The organism is Embleya sp. NPDC020630 (assembly GCF_044334985.1).
GTDB lineage: Bacteria > Actinomycetota > Actinomycetes > Streptomycetales > Streptomycetaceae > Embleya.
Map to the genome: position 1 here is coordinate 136179 of NZ_JBIRUB010000008.1, position 17229 is coordinate 153407.

The 17229-nt window shown below is 70.3% G+C and carries 13 protein-coding genes; 7 read left to right on the top strand and 6 right to left on the bottom strand.

The genetic code is table 11. From position 1 onward, the window contains the following. Positions 1 to 80 precede the first annotated feature (80 nt). The 3 genes from ACH4XV_RS26685 to ACH4XV_RS26695 form a co-directional block, all read right to left on the bottom strand. Entirely contained in the window at positions 81 to 968 is an 888-nt protein-coding gene (locus ACH4XV_RS26685) for an enoyl-CoA hydratase/isomerase family protein (RefSeq protein WP_395793993.1), read from the bottom strand. A 346-nt stretch (positions 969 to 1314) separates the two neighbouring features. Then, positions 1315 to 3510, bottom strand: a complete 2196-nt coding sequence (locus ACH4XV_RS26690; RefSeq protein WP_395794446.1) for an acetate--CoA ligase family protein — start codon at positions 3508 to 3510, stop codon at positions 1315 to 1317. Positions 3511 to 3731: 221 nt separating this feature from the next. Continuing rightward, positions 3732 to 5249: a class I adenylate-forming enzyme family protein gene (locus ACH4XV_RS26695; protein WP_395793995.1), complete on the bottom strand. Its 1518-nt coding sequence runs from the start codon at positions 5247 to 5249 to the stop codon at positions 3732 to 3734. 218 nt (positions 5250 to 5467) lie between these two features. Here ACH4XV_RS26695 and ACH4XV_RS26700 point away from each other — a divergent pair, with 218 nt between their 5' ends. Beyond that, positions 5468 to 6679: an acyl-CoA dehydrogenase family protein gene (locus tag ACH4XV_RS26700; RefSeq protein ID WP_395793997.1), complete on the top strand. Its 1212-nt coding sequence runs from the start codon at positions 5468 to 5470 to the stop codon at positions 6677 to 6679. A 312-nt stretch (positions 6680 to 6991) separates the two neighbouring features. Here the strand turns inward: ACH4XV_RS26700 and ACH4XV_RS26705 are convergent, their stop codons facing one another. Together ACH4XV_RS26705 and ACH4XV_RS26710 are read right to left on the bottom strand one after the other, a co-directional pair. Next, positions 6992 to 7642, bottom strand: a complete 651-nt coding sequence (locus ACH4XV_RS26705; protein ID WP_078976670.1) for a TetR/AcrR family transcriptional regulator — start codon at positions 7640 to 7642, stop codon at positions 6992 to 6994. Between the two features lie 4 nt (positions 7643 to 7646). Beyond that, complete coding sequence (locus tag ACH4XV_RS26710; RefSeq protein ID WP_395793999.1) at positions 7647 to 8450, bottom strand: SDR family oxidoreductase; 804 nt, start codon at positions 8448 to 8450, stop codon at positions 7647 to 7649. Between the two features lie 214 nt (positions 8451 to 8664). Between ACH4XV_RS26710 and ACH4XV_RS26715 the strand changes: the two genes are divergently transcribed. The 5 genes from ACH4XV_RS26715 to ACH4XV_RS26735 all read left to right on the top strand — a co-directional run bounded on the left by ACH4XV_RS26715 (position 8665) and on the right by ACH4XV_RS26735 (position 14636). Next, positions 8665 to 9423 (top strand): enoyl-CoA hydratase family protein, encoded by a 759-nt coding sequence (locus ACH4XV_RS26715; RefSeq protein WP_379999262.1) that lies wholly within the window; start codon positions 8665 to 8667, stop codon positions 9421 to 9423. 35 nt (positions 9424 to 9458) lie between these two features. After that, positions 9459 to 10328: a CoA transferase subunit A gene (locus ACH4XV_RS26720; protein ID WP_395794001.1), complete on the top strand. Its 870-nt coding sequence runs from the start codon at positions 9459 to 9461 to the stop codon at positions 10326 to 10328. Next, positions 10325 to 11098 carry a CoA-transferase subunit beta gene (locus tag ACH4XV_RS26725; RefSeq protein WP_395794003.1) on the top strand — a complete coding sequence of 258 codons (774 nt, stop codon included), beginning with the start codon at positions 10325 to 10327 and terminating at the stop codon, positions 11096 to 11098. The genes ACH4XV_RS26720 and ACH4XV_RS26725 overlap by 4 nt, the downstream gene beginning before the upstream one ends. Further along, positions 11095 to 12204 carry an NAD(P)H-dependent flavin oxidoreductase gene (locus tag ACH4XV_RS26730; RefSeq protein ID WP_395794005.1) on the top strand — a complete coding sequence of 370 codons (1110 nt, stop codon included), beginning with the start codon at positions 11095 to 11097 and terminating at the stop codon, positions 12202 to 12204. Before ACH4XV_RS26725 ends, ACH4XV_RS26730 begins: the two co-directional genes overlap by 4 nt. Before the next feature lie 236 nt (positions 12205 to 12440). Continuing rightward, positions 12441 to 14636 carry an MMPL family transporter gene (locus tag ACH4XV_RS26735; protein WP_395794007.1) on the top strand — a complete coding sequence of 732 codons (2196 nt, stop codon included), beginning with the start codon at positions 12441 to 12443 and terminating at the stop codon, positions 14634 to 14636. An 89-nt stretch (positions 14637 to 14725) separates the two neighbouring features. Here ACH4XV_RS26735 and ACH4XV_RS26740 read toward each other — a convergent pair whose 3' ends face one another. Then, positions 14726 to 15892 (bottom strand): acetyl-CoA C-acetyltransferase, encoded by a 1167-nt coding sequence (locus ACH4XV_RS26740; RefSeq protein ID WP_395794009.1) that lies wholly within the window; start codon positions 15890 to 15892, stop codon positions 14726 to 14728. Between the two features lie 191 nt (positions 15893 to 16083). Here ACH4XV_RS26740 and ACH4XV_RS26745 point away from each other — a divergent pair, with 191 nt between their 5' ends. Continuing rightward, the gene (locus ACH4XV_RS26745) at positions 16084 to 17226 is read left to right on the top strand and encodes an acyl-CoA dehydrogenase family protein (protein ID WP_395794011.1); all 1143 of its coding nucleotides are present in this window, start codon (positions 16084 to 16086) and stop codon (positions 17224 to 17226) included. Positions 17227 to 17229: the final 3 nt, after the last annotated feature.

Genomic DNA, 17229 nt, shown 5'->3' on the forward strand with positions numbered 1-17229 from the left:
CGTCAGTTGCCTTGTGGCGTAAGGCACATCCGCCCGTCGGCGGGCCGTGGTGGGCGCCTCGGCCGGCCGCCGGCGTTCGATTACCAGCCGTAGTACTCCGGCTTGCGGCGCTCCATCAGCGACGCGACTCCCTCGTTGGCGTCGCGGGAGGTCATGTTCGCCTCGACGATGCGGGCCTCCTCGTCGAAGGCCGTCGTGCGGTCGCTTTCGAGGGAGCGGTTCACCAGATGCTTGGTGAACGCGTATGCCCGGGTGGGGCCCGTGGCCAGGCGCTCGGCCCATTCGCGGGCGGTGGCGTCGAGTTCGTCGGCGGGGACGACCTTGTTCACGACGCCGATTCGGAGTGCCTCGGCGGCGGGGAGGTCGTCGCCGAAGAACATCAGCTCCTTGGCCTTCTGCGGGCCGACCAGGCGGGGGAGGAGGTAGGCGCTGCCGCCGTCCGGGACCAGGCCCCGGCGGGTGAAGATCTGGATGAAGCGGGCCGAGTCGGCGGCGATTACGAGGTCGCAGGCGAGGGCGAGGCTCATGCCGTAGCCGGCGGTGGTGCCGTTGATTGCTGCGAGCACGGGCTTTTCGCAGTCCAGGATGGCGTTGGTGAGGCGTTGGACGCCGGTCTTCATCATGCGGGTGGCGTAGCCGGTGGGGCGGGTGGGGGGTTGGGGGGTGTTGGTGGTCGCGTTCGCGTTTGCGTCCGTGTTCGCGCCTTCGGCTTCGGCTTGGGCTTCGGCGAGGAGGGACTTGGTGCCGGGGCTGCTGCGGAGGTCCATGCCAGTACAGAAGTGCTTTTGGCCTGCGGCGGTGAGGATTACGGCTCGGATCTGTTCCGTTGCGGAGGCCTCTGCCAGGAGCTCGATCAGGAGTTCGCGTTGGGACCAGGTGAGGGAGTTGCTGGCTGCGGGGCGGTTGAGGGTGAGGGTCAGGACACCGGCGCGCACGCTGTGCAGCAGGTCTTGGTCGGGGGTGGTCATGGTGGCTCCTGTGTGTGGTTGGCCGTCCTCAAGCGCCGGACGGGCTGGTGTAGCGGTGGCCTCGAACGCCGGCCGGGCTGGAAGGGTTTGTGTCCGACGTTGGGCGTTGGTCTGGTTGGGGTGGCCTCAAGCGCCGGCCGGGCTGTTCAGCCCGGCCGGCGCTTGAGGGTGCCGAGGCTGCGGGTGGGTGGCCGTTCGGCACCGCCGGGGCCGTTGGACCTGCGAAGCCGGTCGGCTTCGTTCGGCCTGCTCGGTTCCGTTCAGGCCGCCTGGCTCGCTCGGGTTTCCTCGGCGCCGTTCGGTCGGCTCCGGGGCCGGGTGGGCCGGCTGGTTCGTTCGGCTTCGGCTATCTCGCCACTGCGAGGGCGTCCAAGGCGACTGTGCCGCCGCCTCTTGGCATGACCATCAGTGGGTTGATGTCCAACTCGGCTATTTCGTCGCCGAGTTCCAGCGCCATGCGTTGTACCCGCATGACCACGTCGACCAGGGCGTCCAGGTCGGCCGGGGGTTGGCCCCGGAGGCCCTGGAGGCATTTGAGGCCGCGGAGTTCGCCGAGCATGCGCTTCACCTCGTAGGCGCCGAACGGGGGGACGCCGATGGCGATGTCGTCGAAGACCTCGACGAAGATGCCGCCGAGGCCGACCGAGACCGTCGGGCCGAACAGGTCGTCGTGTGAGATGCCGACCACCATTTCCACGCCGCGGTCGACCTGTTGGCAGACCAACACGCCCTCCAGGCGTCCCGCGCCCGCCTCCTTGGCCGCGTCGGTGATCTCGCGGTACGCGTCCCGCACCTGGCTTGCCGAGCGCAGGCTCAGTTTGACCAGTCCCAGGTCGCTCTTGTGCGGCAGTTGCGGGCCGCACGCCTTCATCACCACCGGGTAGCCGATCAGCCCCGCCGCCCGCACCGCCGCCGCGGCCGAGGTGACCAACTGCTCGCGCGGCACCCGGATCCCGTACGTGCGCAGCAGCTGCTTCGCCGAGTGCTCCGACAGCGGCTTGCCCGACGACAACAGCCGCTTCGCCTTCGCCGCGGCGGGCGACGCGGTGCGCGGCACGTCCTCGAACGGGGACGAGTACTGGGTGCGGAAGCGGTGGTAGTCGAAGTAGGCCCGCAGGGCCCGGACGCAGTTGCCGAAGGTGCGGAAGACCACGACCCTGTTCGACTTGAGGAGGATCTGCCGGTAGGCGTCCTCGTCGCCCACCGGTGAGCCCCACACCACGCAGACCACCTTGTCGGTCGCCTCCGCCGCGTCCACCAGGTCCTGCGCGAGCCGGTCGCTCATCGGCGGGAACGCGCCGGTGATCGGACACACGAGCACGCCGATCGCCGGGTCGGCCAGGATCGTGTCGATGATCTTCCGGCCGCGCTCGTCGCCCGCCGGGTGCCCGCCGTTGTCCACGGGGTTGGACACGGTCAGATACGGCGGGATCCATCCGTGCAGCTTCTCCTGCGTGGCCCGCTCCAACTGCGGGACGGCCAGGCCCTCGGCGGCGGCGAGGTCGGCCATGTGCGCACCGGTGCCGCCGGAGATCGAGTACACGCACACACCCTGCGCGAGCGGGGGGCGGGTACGCGCGAACAACTGCGACGTGTCGATGAGTTCGTCGAGGCCGTCGACCCGGGTGACCCCATACTGGCGGAACACCGCCGAAGCGGTGCGGTCGCCGCCGGTCAGCTTGCCGGTGTGCGACTGGGCCATGCGCGCGCCGGTCTCGGTCCGGCCGACCTTGACCACCACCACCGGTACGCCCTGCCGCGCCGCGTGGTCGGCCGCCAGCGCGAAGGTGCGCCCGTCCTTGAACCCCTCGACGTAGGCGGCGATCACCCCGACCTCCTCCTGGTCGGCGAAGTGCCGCACGAAGTCCGCGATCTCCAGGTCGGCCTCGTTGCCCACCGGCGCCCAGTGGGATACCCGGATCCCGATCTCCTGCGCCGCGAACACCGGTCGGCCCTGATGCCCGCTCTGGGTGATCAGCGCGATCGCGGGACCGTCGAGGTCGGTGCGGAACTCCTCGAACGCGTTCAGGTTCGTATTCGGCCCGAGCAGCCGCAACGAACCGCCCGAGGTGAGCTGCGCCAGCCGCGCCTGGGCCTCGGCCCCGGCGTTGCCCGCCTCGGCGAAACCGGCCGCGAACACGACCGCGAAACCCACGCCGGCGCCCGCCAGTTGCTCCAGCACCTCGGCCGGATCGCCGACCAGGACGACCGCGAGGTCGACCGGTTCGGGCACCGCCGAGATGTCCGCGTGGCACGGCCGGCCGGCGATGCGTTCGTGCTTGGGGTTGACCGGGAACAACCGCGCGCCGACCCGCTCGGCCCAGGCGATCAGTTGTGCGGTGATCCGCGCGCCGGGTCGGCCCTCGGTGTCCGAGGCGCCGATCACCGCCACCGTGCGGGGTCGGAAGAAGCGGTCCAGGTCTGCGGGGCGGAGCGCGAGTGGTCGGCCGGTCACGTCGAGTTCGGCCGACGGATCCGCGTTCGCGGTGACGCTGGTTCGAGTGTGCCCCGGGAAGTGGTGTCCTCTGCTGTCGTGAAGCATCATCGCGCCCGTCCCTTTTTCGATCTTTCGTCGCCGCCAGATCCGATCGAAGCCCGATCGAGGCCGGAATCGAGCTGACGGTTAGTCAGTTAGCTTGCTGATGGGACGTCAGGGCTGTCCACTGTCTCACCGGCCCGGTCCCGACGCATCTGTCCGATCACCTGGACATTTGCTGACTTGGTCAAACATGTTGCGGATATCTGCTGGTCATCGCGCGGTTACTAAACGTCCCCGAAGGACTTTTCCTGCTGGGTCAGGGATCTGCGGTCCACTTTGTCCATGCCGGTCAACGGCAGCGCCGGCACGATGCGGATCGCCTCGGGGAGCTTGTGGGCGGACAGCCGTGTGGCCGCGAATTCGCGCAACGCGTCCAGTGACGGCTCGGATGCGGCACGTGACACCACGACCGCGACCCCGATCTCGCCCATCACCCGACTGGGTCGCGGGATCACCGCGACCGAGGCCACATCGGGATGGTCGAGCAGGACCGCCTCCACCTCCTGCGGATACACGTTGTATCCGCCGCGGATGTACATCTCCGTCATCCGCCCGGTGATCCGCAGGCAGCCGGCCTCGTCGATCCGGCCGAGGTCGCCGGTACGCAGCCTGCCCTCCGCATCGAGAGCCGCGGCGGTCGCCGCGGGGTCGCGCCAGTAGCCCGCCATCACGGCGGGCGATCGCAGGCAGATCTGCCCCTCCTCGCCCGCCGGTCGGATCGCGCCGGTCTTCGGGTCGCGGATCTCCACCTCGGTGCCCGGTCGGGGGCGGCCGACCGTGTACAGCGCCTCGGAGTCGGGGGCGTCGAACGCGGTCAGCGTGCCCAACCCCCCGGATTCGGTGGAGGAGTAGCGAATCGAGTAGCCCGCCCCGAATCGGGTCCGGGCCTCGTGCACGAGCGGGGCGGGGGACGGCCCGCCACCGACGATCAGACCGCGCACGTGGGCGAGGTCGTAGCGCTCGAACTCCGGGCGGCCGAGCAGGAGGGAGACCTGCGCGGCCACGCCGCCGAGGTAGGGGATGCGCTCGCGCGCCACCACGCGCAACGCGTCCTGGGCCCGCCAGCGGCCGAGGATGTGCAGGGTCGCGCCGGACTTGAGGTAGCCGGCGAGCTTGGTCATGAAGCCGACGTGTGGCAGGCCGGTGGCGATCAGTTGCGGGCCGCCGTCGCCCCAGCGCTCGCCGGTGTCCATCGCGGTGATCGCGGCGATCTGCCGGGAGGTGAACAGGGCTCCCTTCGGAGTGCCCGTGGTGCCCGAGGTGAACACGACCGTCTCGGGCAGGTCCGGGTCCTGATCCCCCGTCACCGGCGGCGCGGGCGGGATCGTGTCGAGCCGCAACTCGGCCCAGACGTTTGCCGCGTCGGCGGCCGGTACGCAGCGCACGACCTCGGGACCGGCCGGGATGCCGTCGAGCAGGTCCTCCCCGGCCAACACCAGGTCCGGCGCGGCGCGCTCCAGGATCGCGGCGCGTTCGGTGGGGGTGTAGCGCGGTCCCACCCCGGTGGTGATCGCGCCGAGTCGGGCCAGGGCGGTGTAGGCGATCACGTACTCGAGCCCGGACGGGAGCACGAGGGCGACCAGATGCCCGGCCCGCACACCGCGTGCGGCCAGGCCCGACGCGACCTGATCGGTCACCGCGTCCAGGCCGCCGTAGGTGAACCCGCTTCCGCCGTGCACGAGGGCCCGCCGCTCGGGAAAGCGTCGGGCGGCCTCACGAAGCACCTGGGCGAGAACGGTCACAACGGGTCCCTTCGGCCTGCGCGCGAAGTATCGGCGTGGGGGGTGGTGTATGCCACACAACACGACACGCCCGGGGTAAGGCGACGTTTCAGAGGTGTGACGAAAGCAATGTTCTAAAGGTATGACGGTGTGTCAGATACTGGTGCTCGCGGGCTGCCGGATCGTCAATGGGGCCGACCGGAACTCGGGCCGGGCGACCGACCCGGACCCCGCGCGACATGAGTGTCAAGGAGTTGCGCCACGTGGACGTCGAGTTCAGCGACGAGCAGCAGGAGATTCGCAAAGCGCTCCGGGACGTGTTCGATCGGCACAGCGATTCGCCCGCCGTCCGGGCGGTGATGGCGACCGAGACCGGCTACGACGCCGAGGTGTGGCGACGCGTGTGCGAGCAGACCGGGCTGGCCGGTCTCGCGATTCCGGAGCAGTACGGCGGGGTCGGTTTCGGCTTCACCGAGTTGGTGGTGGCGCTGGAGGAGATGGGCCGCGCGCTCTTTCCCTCGCCGTTCCTGGCGTCGTCGGTGCTGACCGCGTACGCGCTCCTGCACGCGGGCGACGAGGCGGCGCGGGCCGAGTACCTGCCGGGCCTGGCCGCGGGCGAGACGCTCGGGGCGCTTGCTCTGGCCGAGCCGGGGCGGCGGGACGTGCGCGCGGTGGAGATGGCGGCGCGGGCCGACGGTGACGGTGGCGGGTGGCGCCTGGACGGCGTCAAGACGCACGTGATCGACGGGCTGATCGCGGATCTGATCGTGGTGGGGGCGCGGGTCGAGGGCGGGAGCGCAGCGACTCCGTACAAGGGCGGGGGCGGGCGACGGGTGGGCGGCGACCTGGCGCTGTTCACGGTGGATCGCGACGCGGCCGGGTTGACGCGCACGGCGCTGCCGACGCTGGACCAGACGCGCAAGCAGGCTCGGTTGACCTTCGCGGACACGCCCGCCCGGCTGTTGGGCGCGGTCGGCGCGGACGCGGCCTTGGAGCGGGTGCTGGCGCTGGCCGAGATCGCGGTGGCCGCGGAGGCGGTCGGCGGGGCGGGGCGGTGCCTGGAGGCGACCGTGGAGTACACGAAGGGGCGCGTGCAGTTCGGGCGGCCGATCGGGTCGTTTCAGGCGATCAAGCATCGCTGCGCGGATCTGTACGTCGAGGTCGAGACGGCGCGTTCGGCGCTGTACTACGCGGCGTGGGCGGCTACGGAGGCGGAGGCCTCGGGGCTTGGCTCGCCGGGGGAGTTGGCGGTGATGGCGCCGTTGGCGATGACGACGGCCACTGCGGCGTATCGGCATGTCGCCGAGGAGATGATCCAGTTGCACGGGGGCGTCGGGTTCACGTGGGAGTACGACTGCCATCTGTATCTGAAGCGGGCGATCACCTCGGCGCACTTGCTCGGGGAGCGTGGGGTGCAGCGCGAGCGGATCGCGGCGCTCGCGGGGATCTAGCCGGGTCCGGCTCGCCTTGTCCTCAAGCGCCGGACGGGCTGGGTTTGCTTGGTTCGGATCCGTGGGCTGCGGTTTGGAGCGTTGTCCTCAAGCGCCGGACGGGCTGGGTTTTTGCTCGGTTCGGGTCCGTGGGCTGTGGTTGAACCCGGTTGTCCTCAAGTGCCGGACGGGCTGGGGTTGCTTGACCCTGATCCGTGGGTTGCGGTTTGGAGCGTTGGCCTCAAGGGCCGGACGGGCTGGGTTCGAGGGTTGTGGTTCTCGAGCGCCGGGCGGGCCGGTGTCAGCCCGTCCGGCGGTTGAGGGGCCCTGGGGTTACCGCGTGGGGGGCTTCTTTCCTGTGACGCCCATGTAGACCAGCGTGGAGAGTGCCGGGCGGACGTCCTTCATCTTGATGTTCCAGGATTCGAAGCCCTTCTGGTGGCCGGCCACCGCCGCCAGCATGGCGACCAGCGTGCCCGCCATGGCGTTGGCGTGCACCTCCTCGCCGACCTTGCCCTTGGCCTGCATGTTCTCGATCGCCTCGGTGAGCGAGCCGGTGACCGCCGTGAGGATCTTCTGGCGCACCTTGTAGAACCGCTTGTCGCCCTCGGCCGACGCGAGGTCGACGACGCGCAGGATCGGCTCGTAGTCCCGCCAGAACTCCAGGAATCCGTCGGCCAGGGCCTCGGCGGCGGCGTAGCCGCCCTTGCCCGCCCAGCTCTGGTCCTCGGCGAGGGTCTTCAGCCGCTGGCCGTCCTTGGCCATGTCGTTGGCGATCTCCAGGATCGCGCTCTCGACATCCTGGAAGTACTGGTAGAAGGTGGCGGGAGAGGTGCCTGCCATACGGGCGACGTCGATGACCTTGACGTCCCGGTACGGAGACGTGTCGAGCATCTCGCGGAGGCAGTCGAGCAGCTTTTGCCGCGTCGCCTGTCCGCGTCGCCCGGCGACGCGGCCGTCGACGGTGCGAACTTGTCCTGTCATGCCGTCAGTTTACGGGCGCATGATCCGTACCGCTGTCCGCCGCACGGAGGAAAGCGGGCATTTCCCCGCCGCCGTGCATGAGCAGTTCCGCTCCGCTGACGTACCGTGACATCGGCGACGCGAGGAACAGACATACGTCCGCCACATCGCTCGGATCGGCCATCCGTCCGAGCGGGATGGTGTCCGCGACGCGCTGTACGCCGGCCTCGTCCCCGTAGTGCAGGTGGGCCTGTTCGGTCCGGACCAGGCCCACGATCACCGAGTTGAGGCGGATCTTCGGCGCCCACTCGACCGCGAGCGAGCGGGTGAGCGAATTCATCCCGGCCTTGGCCGCGCCGTAGGCCGCGGTGCCCGGCGAGGGGCGTACGCCGCTCACGCTGGAGATGTTCACGATCACCCCGCCGGTTTCCTGACGGTGCATCAAGCGGTGGGCGGCCTGGGCGAAATACAGCGGGCCGAGCAGGTTCAGCTCGATGATCGCACGGGAGAAGCGCGGCGACGCGGTGGCCGCGTCGGTCTGCGGCGCGCCGCCCGCGTTGTTCACCAGTACGTCGAGTCGGCCGAACCGTTCCTCGGTGAACGCCACCGCCGCGAACGCGGTGTCGGGGTCGCGCACGTCGGCCGGGGTGAACACCGCGCTGCGTCCGCCGGCGCTCGGCAGCGTGTCCGGCTCCTGGCGCGAACACACCACCACGTCGGCGCCGGCGGCCAGGAAACGTTCGCTGATGCCCCGTCCGATGCCCTTGCCGCCGCCGGTGACGAGGACGACGCGTCCGCCCATGTCGAGCGGGTCGGTGGCGGAGGTCATGGCGGCTCCCGGAGGTCTGCGGTGTCGTGGGCGCCACGCTCGGTTCGTCTGGCGTGGGTCGCTCGGGGTCAACTATGGTGGCAGAAATCTGACGATCAGTCAGATCGGGTGGTGATGTGCCTCTCACGACCGGACGGCCGCGTCGGCCGCACCCGCCGGTACCGGGCGCATGACCGGCCGATCCGACGCACGCGGCCGAATGGATCTGGTTGCCATGGCTATCCGTTACGAGGTGCGTGAGGGCATCGCCGAGGTGGTGCTCGACGCACCCCCCGTCAACGCGCTCACCGTCGCCGGCTGGTTCGAACTCGCGGACCGGCTCCGCGAGGCGAGCCGCGACCGGCAGGTCCGGGTCGTGGTGCTCCGGGCCGAGGGACGCGGCTTCAACGCCGGCGTCGACATCAAGGAGATGTCCAACACCGAGGGCTTCGACGCGCTCGTGGGGGCCAACAAGGGCTGCTACGACGCGTTCGCCGCGGTGTACGACTGCGAGGTGCCGGTGATCGCCGCCGTGCACGGATTCTGCGTCGGCGGCGGCATCGGCCTGGTCGGCAACGCGGACATCGTGATCGCCTCGCACGACGCGTTCTTCGGCCTGCCCGAGGTGGACCGCGGCGCGCTCGGGGCGGCCACCCACCTGGCCCGGCTCGTCCCGCAGCACCGCATGCGGCAGATGGTCTACACGTCGGAGAACGCCCCGGCGGCCGAACTGCACGCGTACGGCTCCATCTACAAGCTGGTCGACCGGGACAAGCTGGTCGAGACCGCGTTCGAGGTGGCCCGCACGATCGCGGCCAAGAGCCCGACCGTGATCCGCGCCGCGAAGGCGTCGCTGAACGGCATCGACCCGGTCGACGTCAAGCGCTCGTACCGCTACGAGCAGGGCTTCACGTTCGAGCTGAACCTGACCGGCGTGTCGGACGAACTGCGCGACGCCTTCACCGAGGGCCGCGAAGCGGACACCTCGAAGTGACGCGGACCTCGCATCAGAGACGGGAGCAACCATCCATGGCCGACAAGCGCATGACGCCCGATCAGGTCGTCGCACAACTCTCCGACGGAATGACCGTCGGGATCGGCGGGTGGGGGTCGCGGCGCAAGCCGATGGCCCTGGTCCGGGCGATCCTGCGATCCGACCTCAAGGACCTGACCGTCGTCTCGTACGGCGGCCCCGACGTCGGACTGCTCGCCCGCGCCGGCAAGGCGCGCAAGCTCGTCTACGCGTTCGTCTCGCTCGACTCGATCCCGCTGGAGCCCAACTTCCGGCACGTCCGGGAGAACGGCCTGGTCGAGGCGGTCGAGTACGACGAGGGCATGTTCCTCACCGGGCTGCGCGCCGCCGCCCAGCGGCTGCCGTTCCTGCCCACCCGCGCGGGCCTGGGTTCGGACATCCTCACCGTCTCGCCGCACCTGAAGACGATCGAATCGCCGTACGGCGACGAGACGTTGGTCGCGATGCCCGCGCTGAACCTGGACGTCGCGCTGATCCACGCCAACGTCGCCGACGAGCGCGGCAACGCCGCGCTGACCGGCCCGGACCAGTTCATGGACGACCTGTTCTGCCTGGCGGCGGAGAAGGCGTACGTCTCGGCGGAGCGCGTGGTGCCGAGCGAGGAACTGCTCAAGGCGGCGGGCTGCGTACACACCCTGACCGTGCACCGCTACATGACGCACGGCGTGGTCGAGGCGCCGAACGGGGCGCACTTCACCGAGTGTCCGCCGGAGTACGGGCGTGATGAGGCGTTCCAGAAGGCGTACGCGACGGCCGCCGCCGACCCCGAGGCGTGGGCCGCGTTCGAGCAGCGCTTCCTGAAGGTCGAGAGCGAAGCGGCGTATCAGGCCGCCGTCGCGGAGTTCGCGAAGGAGAACGCCAAGTGAGCACCGACACCCTGACCGAGGCGACGCGCGCCGACGTGTGCGTGGCCGCCGTCGCGGACTGCTTCCGCGGCGACGGCGAGATCATCGGCAGCCCGATGGGCACCATCCCCACCATCGGCGCCCGCCTTGCCCGCGCCACCTTCGAGCCGGACCTGATGTTGTCCAACGGCGAGTCGTACTTCTTCGAGGGCGACGCCCGACTGGGCGCCAAGCCCGACGAGTTCGCCGTGGTCGGCTGGATCCCGTACCGCCAGGTGCTCGACGTGCTCGCCTCCGGGCGCCGGCACGTGATGATGGGCCCGGTGCAGATCGACGCGCACGGCAACGCCAACATCTCCGCGATCGGCGACTGGGCCAGGCCCAAGCGCCAGGTGCTCGGTTCGCGCGGCGGACCGGGCAACACGATCAACCACACCACCAGTTACTGGATCCCCAAGCATTCGGCGCGGGTGCTCACGCCGAAGGTGGACATGGTCTCCTGCGTCGGCTACGACCGGGCCGCGGCGACGGGTTCGGCGGGTCGTTTCCACGAGATCCGACGGGTCGTCACCAACCTGTGCGTGCTCGACTTCGAGACCGACACCAAGGTCATGCGGCTGCGGTCGGTGCACCCCGGGGTGAGCGTCGACGAGGTGGTCGCGGCGACCGGCTTCGAACTGGTGGTCCCGGCCGAGGTGCCCACCTCGCGGGTGCCCTCGGACGAGGAACTGCGGATCGTGCGCGAGGTGTTGGACCCGCGCGGGATGCGCCTGCGCGAGGTGCCGGCGTGAGCGGGGCGTTCGGCGCGAGCGGGACTGCCGGCCTGCACCCGGCGCTGCGGAACGGCTTCACCGCGAAGTTCGGCGTCGAGTATCCGGTCGTGCAGACCGGCATGGGCTACGTGTCCTACCCGAGCCTGGTCGCGGCCACCGCCGAGGCGGGCGGCCTGGGCATCCTGGCCTCGGCCACGATGACCTACGAGGAGTTGGTCGCGGCGATCGCGGCGGTGAAGAAGCGCACCGCCAAGCCGTTCGCGGTCAACCTGCGCGCGGACGCGCCGGACGCGGCCGAGCGGATCGACCTGATGGGCCGCGAGGGCATCACGGTCGCGTCGTTCGCGCAGGCGCCGAAGAAGGACCTGATCGCACGGGCGCACGACCTCGGCATGCTGGTGGTGCCCTCGATCGGCGCCAAGCGGCACGCGCAGAAGGTCGCCGAGTGGGGCGTCGACGGGGTGATCGTGCAGGGCGGCGAGGGCGGCGGCCACACCGGCTCGATCCCGACCACGCTGCTCCTGCCGCAGGTCACCGACGTGCTCCGGGGCAGCGACGTCACGGTGATCGCGGCCGGCGGCTTCTTCGACGGGCGCGGCCTGGTCGCGGCGCTCGCGTACGGCGCCGACGCGATCGCGATGGGCACCCGCTTCCTGCTCACCTCGGACAGCCCCGTGGGCAACGCGGTCAAGGACGTCTACCTCGCCACCGACGTCACCGGCACGGTGGTGTCCAAGGAAGTGGACGGCGTCCCGCACCGGGTGCTGGCCACCGACTTCGTCAAGCGGCTCGAACAGCGTTCGGTGCTCGCCCGCTATCCGCGCTCGATCGCCAACGCGCTGCGGTTCCGCAAGCTCAGCGGCGCCAGGCTCACCGACATGGCCCGCGAGGGCCTGGCGATGAAGAAGTCGCAGGGGTTGAGCTGGCCGCAGGTGCTGATGGCGGCCAACACGCCGATGCTGCTCAAGGCCGCGATGGTGGACGGCCGACCGGACCTGGGCGTGATGGCCTCCGGCCAGGTGGTCGGGGTGATCGAGGACCTGCCCTCGTGCGCCGAGTTGATCGACCGGATCACCGCGCAGGCGAGCGGGATCCTGTACGACCTGGAGGCCGCCCGGGTCTGACCTCGGGCTGCCCCACCGCCGGCACCGCCCCTCCGTGGGCGGTGCCGGCGGCATGTCCGGCCGTATTCGGCCGAGTTCGCCACAAACAACCCCGCCCCGCCGGCGCCCTCGCCGCTCCGGGGGGTGGGTCTGGACCCACCCCTGCTCGGGGTCCCGGCGCAGTGTTCCGCGACCCGTCCGCCGACAGACTCGAACTGTCAGCGGGAAGCAGAGCGCATTCAAGAGGGGACCTGACAATGGCCAAGCAGCCGGCGACCGTTCGTGTCGCACGATGGAGCGCCACCCACCCGTGGCGGGCGATCACCATGTGGATCGTGTTCGTCGCCGTCTGCCTGGTCGTCGGCGGCGCGGCGGGTACCGAGAAGACCACCAAGGCCGACATGCGCACCGGCCAGTCCGGCCGGGCCGACGCGATCGCCAAGCAGTACGGCCTGGACGGCGCGGCGAGTGAGAACGTGCTGATCACCGCGAAGAGCGGCGCGCTGGACCGGACCGTGGCGAACAAGATCGCGGCCGAGGTCACCACCAAGCTGAAGGCACTGCCCGAGGTCGCCGAGGTCTCCGAGCCGATCCCGGCCACGAACGGCAAGGCGCTCCTTGTGCCGCTCACCATGAAGGGTGACGCCGAGAAGGCCAAGGACCACATCGACCCGTTGCTGAAGGCGACGGCGAGCGTCCAGAAGGAACACCCCGACCTGCGGGTCGAGGAGATCGGTGACGCCTCGCTCGGCAAGGGCATCCAGGACCAGATCGCCGAGGACCTCGGCAAAGCCGAACTGTTCAGCCTGCCGATCACGTTGGTCATCCTGATGGTCGCGTTCGGCGCGATGATCGCCGCCGCGGTGCCGGTGCTGTTGGCCATCTCCGCGGTGGGTGCCTCGATCGGTCTGTACGGCCTCGCCTCCACGCTCGTGCCCGACGCGGGCACCGTGTCCAGCATCATCTTGATGATGGGCATGGCGGTCGGCGTCGACTACTCGCTCTTCTACGTCAAGCGCGAGCGTGAGGAGCGGGCCAAGGGCCGCGGCCGGATCGATGCGATCGAGATCGCCGCCGCCACCTCCGGACACGCCGTGGTGGTCTCCGCGATCGCGGTGATCGTCTCGATGGCCGGCATGTACATCGCCGACGACGCGATCTTCTCCAGCCTGGCCACCGGCGGCATCATCGTGGTCGCGGTCGCCATGGTCGGCTCGCTCACCGTGCTGCCCGCGCTGCTCGCCAAGCTGGGCAACAAGATCGACCGGCCCCGGGTGCCGATCCTGTGGCGGCTGACCGCCCGCGCGGACCGCGAGCCGCGCGTGTGGAAGGCCATGCTGCGCCCGGCGCTGAACCACCCCAAGACCACTCTGCTCGTGTCGGTGATCGCCCTCGGCGCGCTGGCCCTGCCGACCTTCGACATGAAGCTGCAGAACACCTCCGACGACGACTTCCCCCGCTCGATGGCCACGATGCAGACCTACGACCGGATGACCGACGCCTACCCGAGCAAGCACAGCCCGTACAACCTGATCGCCCTCGCCCCGGCCGGCAAGGAGAAGGAGACCCGCGCCGCCCTGGACAAGGCGATCGCGCAGACCCGCACCAACCCGCTGTTCGCCAAGGACCCGGTCGAGGTGCTGGTCTCCCAGGACGGCCGCGCGTTCAAGGCCGACGTGATCGTGCCGCACATCTCCAGCTCCAAGGAGGCCAAGACGGCGCTGAAGCAACTGCGGGACACCGTGCTGCCGAACACCGTCGGCACCGTGGCGGGAGCGGAGTTCGCGGTCTCCGGCGAGACGGCGCTGAACAAGGACTTCGCCGACCACGTGCAGGACAAGTTGCCGCTGGTGATCGGCTTCGTGCTGCTGCTGACCTTCGTGATGATGTCGGTGACGTTCCGCTCGGTGGTGGTCGCGCTCACCGCGATCGCGATCAACCTGCTCTCCGCGCTGGCCTCCTTCGGCTTCCTGGTCGTGGTCTTCCAGCACACCTGGGCCGAGAAGTACCTGGACTTCCACTCCAGCGGCGCGATCATCTCCTGGCTGCCGCTGTTCCTGTTCGTGGTCCTGTTCGGCCTGTCGATGGACTACCACGTCTTCGTGGTCAGCCGGATCCGCGAGGCGGCCATGCAGGGGATGTCCACCAAGGCGGCGGTCGAGCGCGGCATCACCAGCTCGGCCGGCGTGATCACCAGCGCGGCGATCGTGATGGTCTCGGTCTTCGGGGTCTTCGGCACGCTGAGCATGCTCGACATGAAGCAGATGGGCGTCGGCCTGGCCGCCGCGGTCCTGATCGACGCGATCGTGGTTCGGATCGTGATCCTGCCCTCGCTGATGACCATCCTGGGCCGGGCCAACTGGTGGCCCAGCCGCGTCCCGCGGGTCCACGCCCCGCAGCCGGCCGCCCAGTACCCGACGTACGAACGCCAGGGATACCAGCGCCAGTTCTGATCCGGCACCTCCCCCCAGCGAGCGCGGCCACCGTTCCCCCCGGTGGCCGCGCTCCTTCATGTTCGCCGCGAAGCGCGCGGGCGAAGGGGTCAGCCCAGGCGTTCGATGATCGTGACGTTGGCCTGGCCGCCGCCCTCGCACATGGTTTGCAGGCCGTAGCGGCCTCCGGTGCGCTCCAGGTGGTGCAGCAGGGTGGTCATCAGGCGGGCGCCGGTGGCGCCGAGCGGGTGGCCCAAGGCGATCGCGCCGCCGTTGGGATTGACCTTCTCGTGCGGGGCCTTGATGTCCTTCATCCAGGACAGCACCACCGGTGCGAACGCCTCGTTGATCTCGACCGCGTCGATGTCGTCGATGCCCAGGCCGCACTTGGCGAAGGCGTACTCCGTGGCCGGGATCGGCGCGGACAGCATCTCGATCGGGGACGCGCCGCGCACGCTCATGTGGTGGATCCGGGCGCGCGGGGTGAGGCCGTGGCGCTTGAGCGCCCGCTCCGAGACGATCAGCAGCGCCGCCGCCCCGTCGGAGATCTGCGACGCGACTGCGGCGGTCATCCGGCCGCCCTCCATCAGCACCTTCAGCTCCGCCATCTTCTCCAGGGTGGTGCCCCGGCGCGGCGGCTCGTCGACCGAGACCACGGTGCCGTCCACGTCGATCGGCGCGATCTCCTTCTCGAACCACCCGTTGTCGATCGCGTGGATCGCCCGCTCGTGCGACGCGAGCGCGAAGTGCTCCATCTCCTCGCGGGAGATGTCCCACCGCTTCGCGATCAGCTCGGCGCCGTGGAACTGGTCGACGGGCTCGTCGCCGTAGCGCGCCGCCCAGCCCTTGGAGCCGGAGAACGGGTCGGTGAAACCGAGCGGCTTCGCCGAGGTCATCGCCGCGCCGATGGGGATCTGGTTCATGTTCTGCACGCCGCCGGCGATCACCACGTCCTGGGTGCCGGACAGCACACCCTGCGCGGCGAAGTGGATCGCCTGCTGCGAGGAGCCGCACTGCCGGTCGATGGTGACCCCGGGCACCGCCTCGCTGTAGCCGGCGGCGAGCCACGCGGTACGGGCGATGTCGCCCGCCTGCGGGCCGATGGTGTCCACGCAGCCGAAGACCACGTCCTCGACCACGTCCGGGTCGATGCCGCTGCGCTCGACCAGCGCGGTGAGCGCGTGCGCGCCCAGGTCGGCCGGATGTACCCCGGACAGGCTGCCCTTCTTGCGACCGACCGGCGTACGGACCGCGTCGACGATGTATGCCTCGGCCACTGGGGCCTCCTTTGATCCTCGTTGTTTCCGCGGCCGACCGCCTCGGTCCGCGTGTCCGATCACACGCCGCGCACGCTGTCGCCACACCGCGTACAGCAGCTAACCTGACGACCCGTCAGTTATGCTACCCGTGTCCGACCGGGTTTCGACCTGTGTGTCCTCGGTCTCACACCCGTCGAGGGAGTCGCCCAGTGGATCTCGAATTCACCGAGCAGGAGCAGGAGTTCCGCCGGGAGGCGCGCGCGTGGCTGACCGCCAACGTGCCCGCCGAGCCACTGCCGTCGATGGACACCCGCGAGGGCTTCATGGCCCACCGCGCGTGGGAGCGCAAGCTCTTCGACGCGCGCTGGGCGGTGGTGTCCTGGCCCTGGGAGTACGGCGGGCGCGAGGCGGGTCTGACGGAGTGGCTGATCTTCGAGGAGGAGTACTACCGCGCCGGCGCCCCCGGCCGGGTCAGCCAGAACGGCATCTTCCTGTTCGCCCCGACCCTCTTCGAGTTCGGCACCCGGGAGCAGCAGGACCGTTACCTGCCCGCGATGGCCGCCGGCGAGGAGATCTGGGTCCAGGGCTGGTCCGAGCCCGAGGCCGGTTCCGACCTGGCCAACGTGCGCTCGCGCGCGGAGCGGGACGAGGAGCGCGGCGGCTGGCGGCTCAGCGGCCAGAAGATCTGGAGCTCGCGCGGCACCTACGGGCACCGCCTGTTCGGCCTGTTCCGCACCGACCCCCAGGCGCAGCGGCACCGCGGCCTGACCTACTTCATGGTCGACCTCGCCGCCGAGGGCGTGACGGTGCGGCCGATCCCGCAGCTGGACGGCGAGCCGGGCTTCGCCGAGGTCTTCCTGGACGACGTCTTCGTCCCCGACGCCGACGTGCTCGGCGGGGTGGACGAGGGCTGGAAGATCATGATCGCCACCACCGGCAGCGAGCGCGGCCTCAACCTGCGCAGCCCGGGCCGCTTCGTGGCCCCCGCGAACCGGCTGATCGAGCTGTACAGGCGCGACCCGCGCGCGGCCGAGCGGGACGCGGTGGTGCGGGCCTGGATGGACGCGGACGCGTACCGGCTGTTCACCTTCGGCACGGTCACCAAGCTCCAGGCGGGCGGCGCGATCGGCGCCGACTCCTCGATCAACAAGGTCTTCTGGTCCGAGATGGACGTCGAGCTGCACGCGACCGCGCTGCGCCTGCTCGGCGAGGCGGGCGAGCTGGACGACGGCGACGGCGGCTGGCTGGACGGCTTCCTGTTCGCGCTCGGCGGGCCGATCTACGCCGGCACCAACGAGATCCAGCGCAACACGATCGCCGAGCGCATCCTCGGCCTGCCCCGAGCGAAGTAGAAG

Bases quoted from the DNA above. Each gene is read 5' to 3' on its own strand.
- ACH4XV_RS26710 (WP_395793999.1), bottom strand. From the start codon at position 8,450: ATGACCTCCGCCACCGACCCGCTCGACATGGGCGGACGCGTCGTCCTC.
- ACH4XV_RS26735 (WP_395794007.1), top strand. From the start codon at position 12,441: ATGGCCAAGCAGCCGGCGACCGTTCGTGTCGCACGATGGAGCGCCACC.
- ACH4XV_RS26685 (WP_395793993.1), bottom strand. From the start codon at position 968: ATGACCACCCCCGACCAAGACCTGCTGCACAGCGTGCGCGCCGGTGTC.
- ACH4XV_RS26690 (WP_395794446.1), bottom strand. From the start codon at position 3,510: ATGCTTCACGACAGCAGAGGACACCACTTCCCGGGGCACACTCGAACC.
- ACH4XV_RS26715 (WP_379999262.1), top strand. From the start codon at position 8,665: ATGGCTATCCGTTACGAGGTGCGTGAGGGCATCGCCGAGGTGGTGCTC.
- ACH4XV_RS26700 (WP_395793997.1), top strand. From the start codon at position 5,468: ATGAGTGTCAAGGAGTTGCGCCACGTGGACGTCGAGTTCAGCGACGAG.
- ACH4XV_RS26720 (WP_395794001.1), top strand. From the start codon at position 9,459: ATGGCCGACAAGCGCATGACGCCCGATCAGGTCGTCGCACAACTCTCC.
- ACH4XV_RS26705 (WP_078976670.1), bottom strand. From the start codon at position 7,642: ATGACAGGACAAGTTCGCACCGTCGACGGCCGCGTCGCCGGGCGACGC.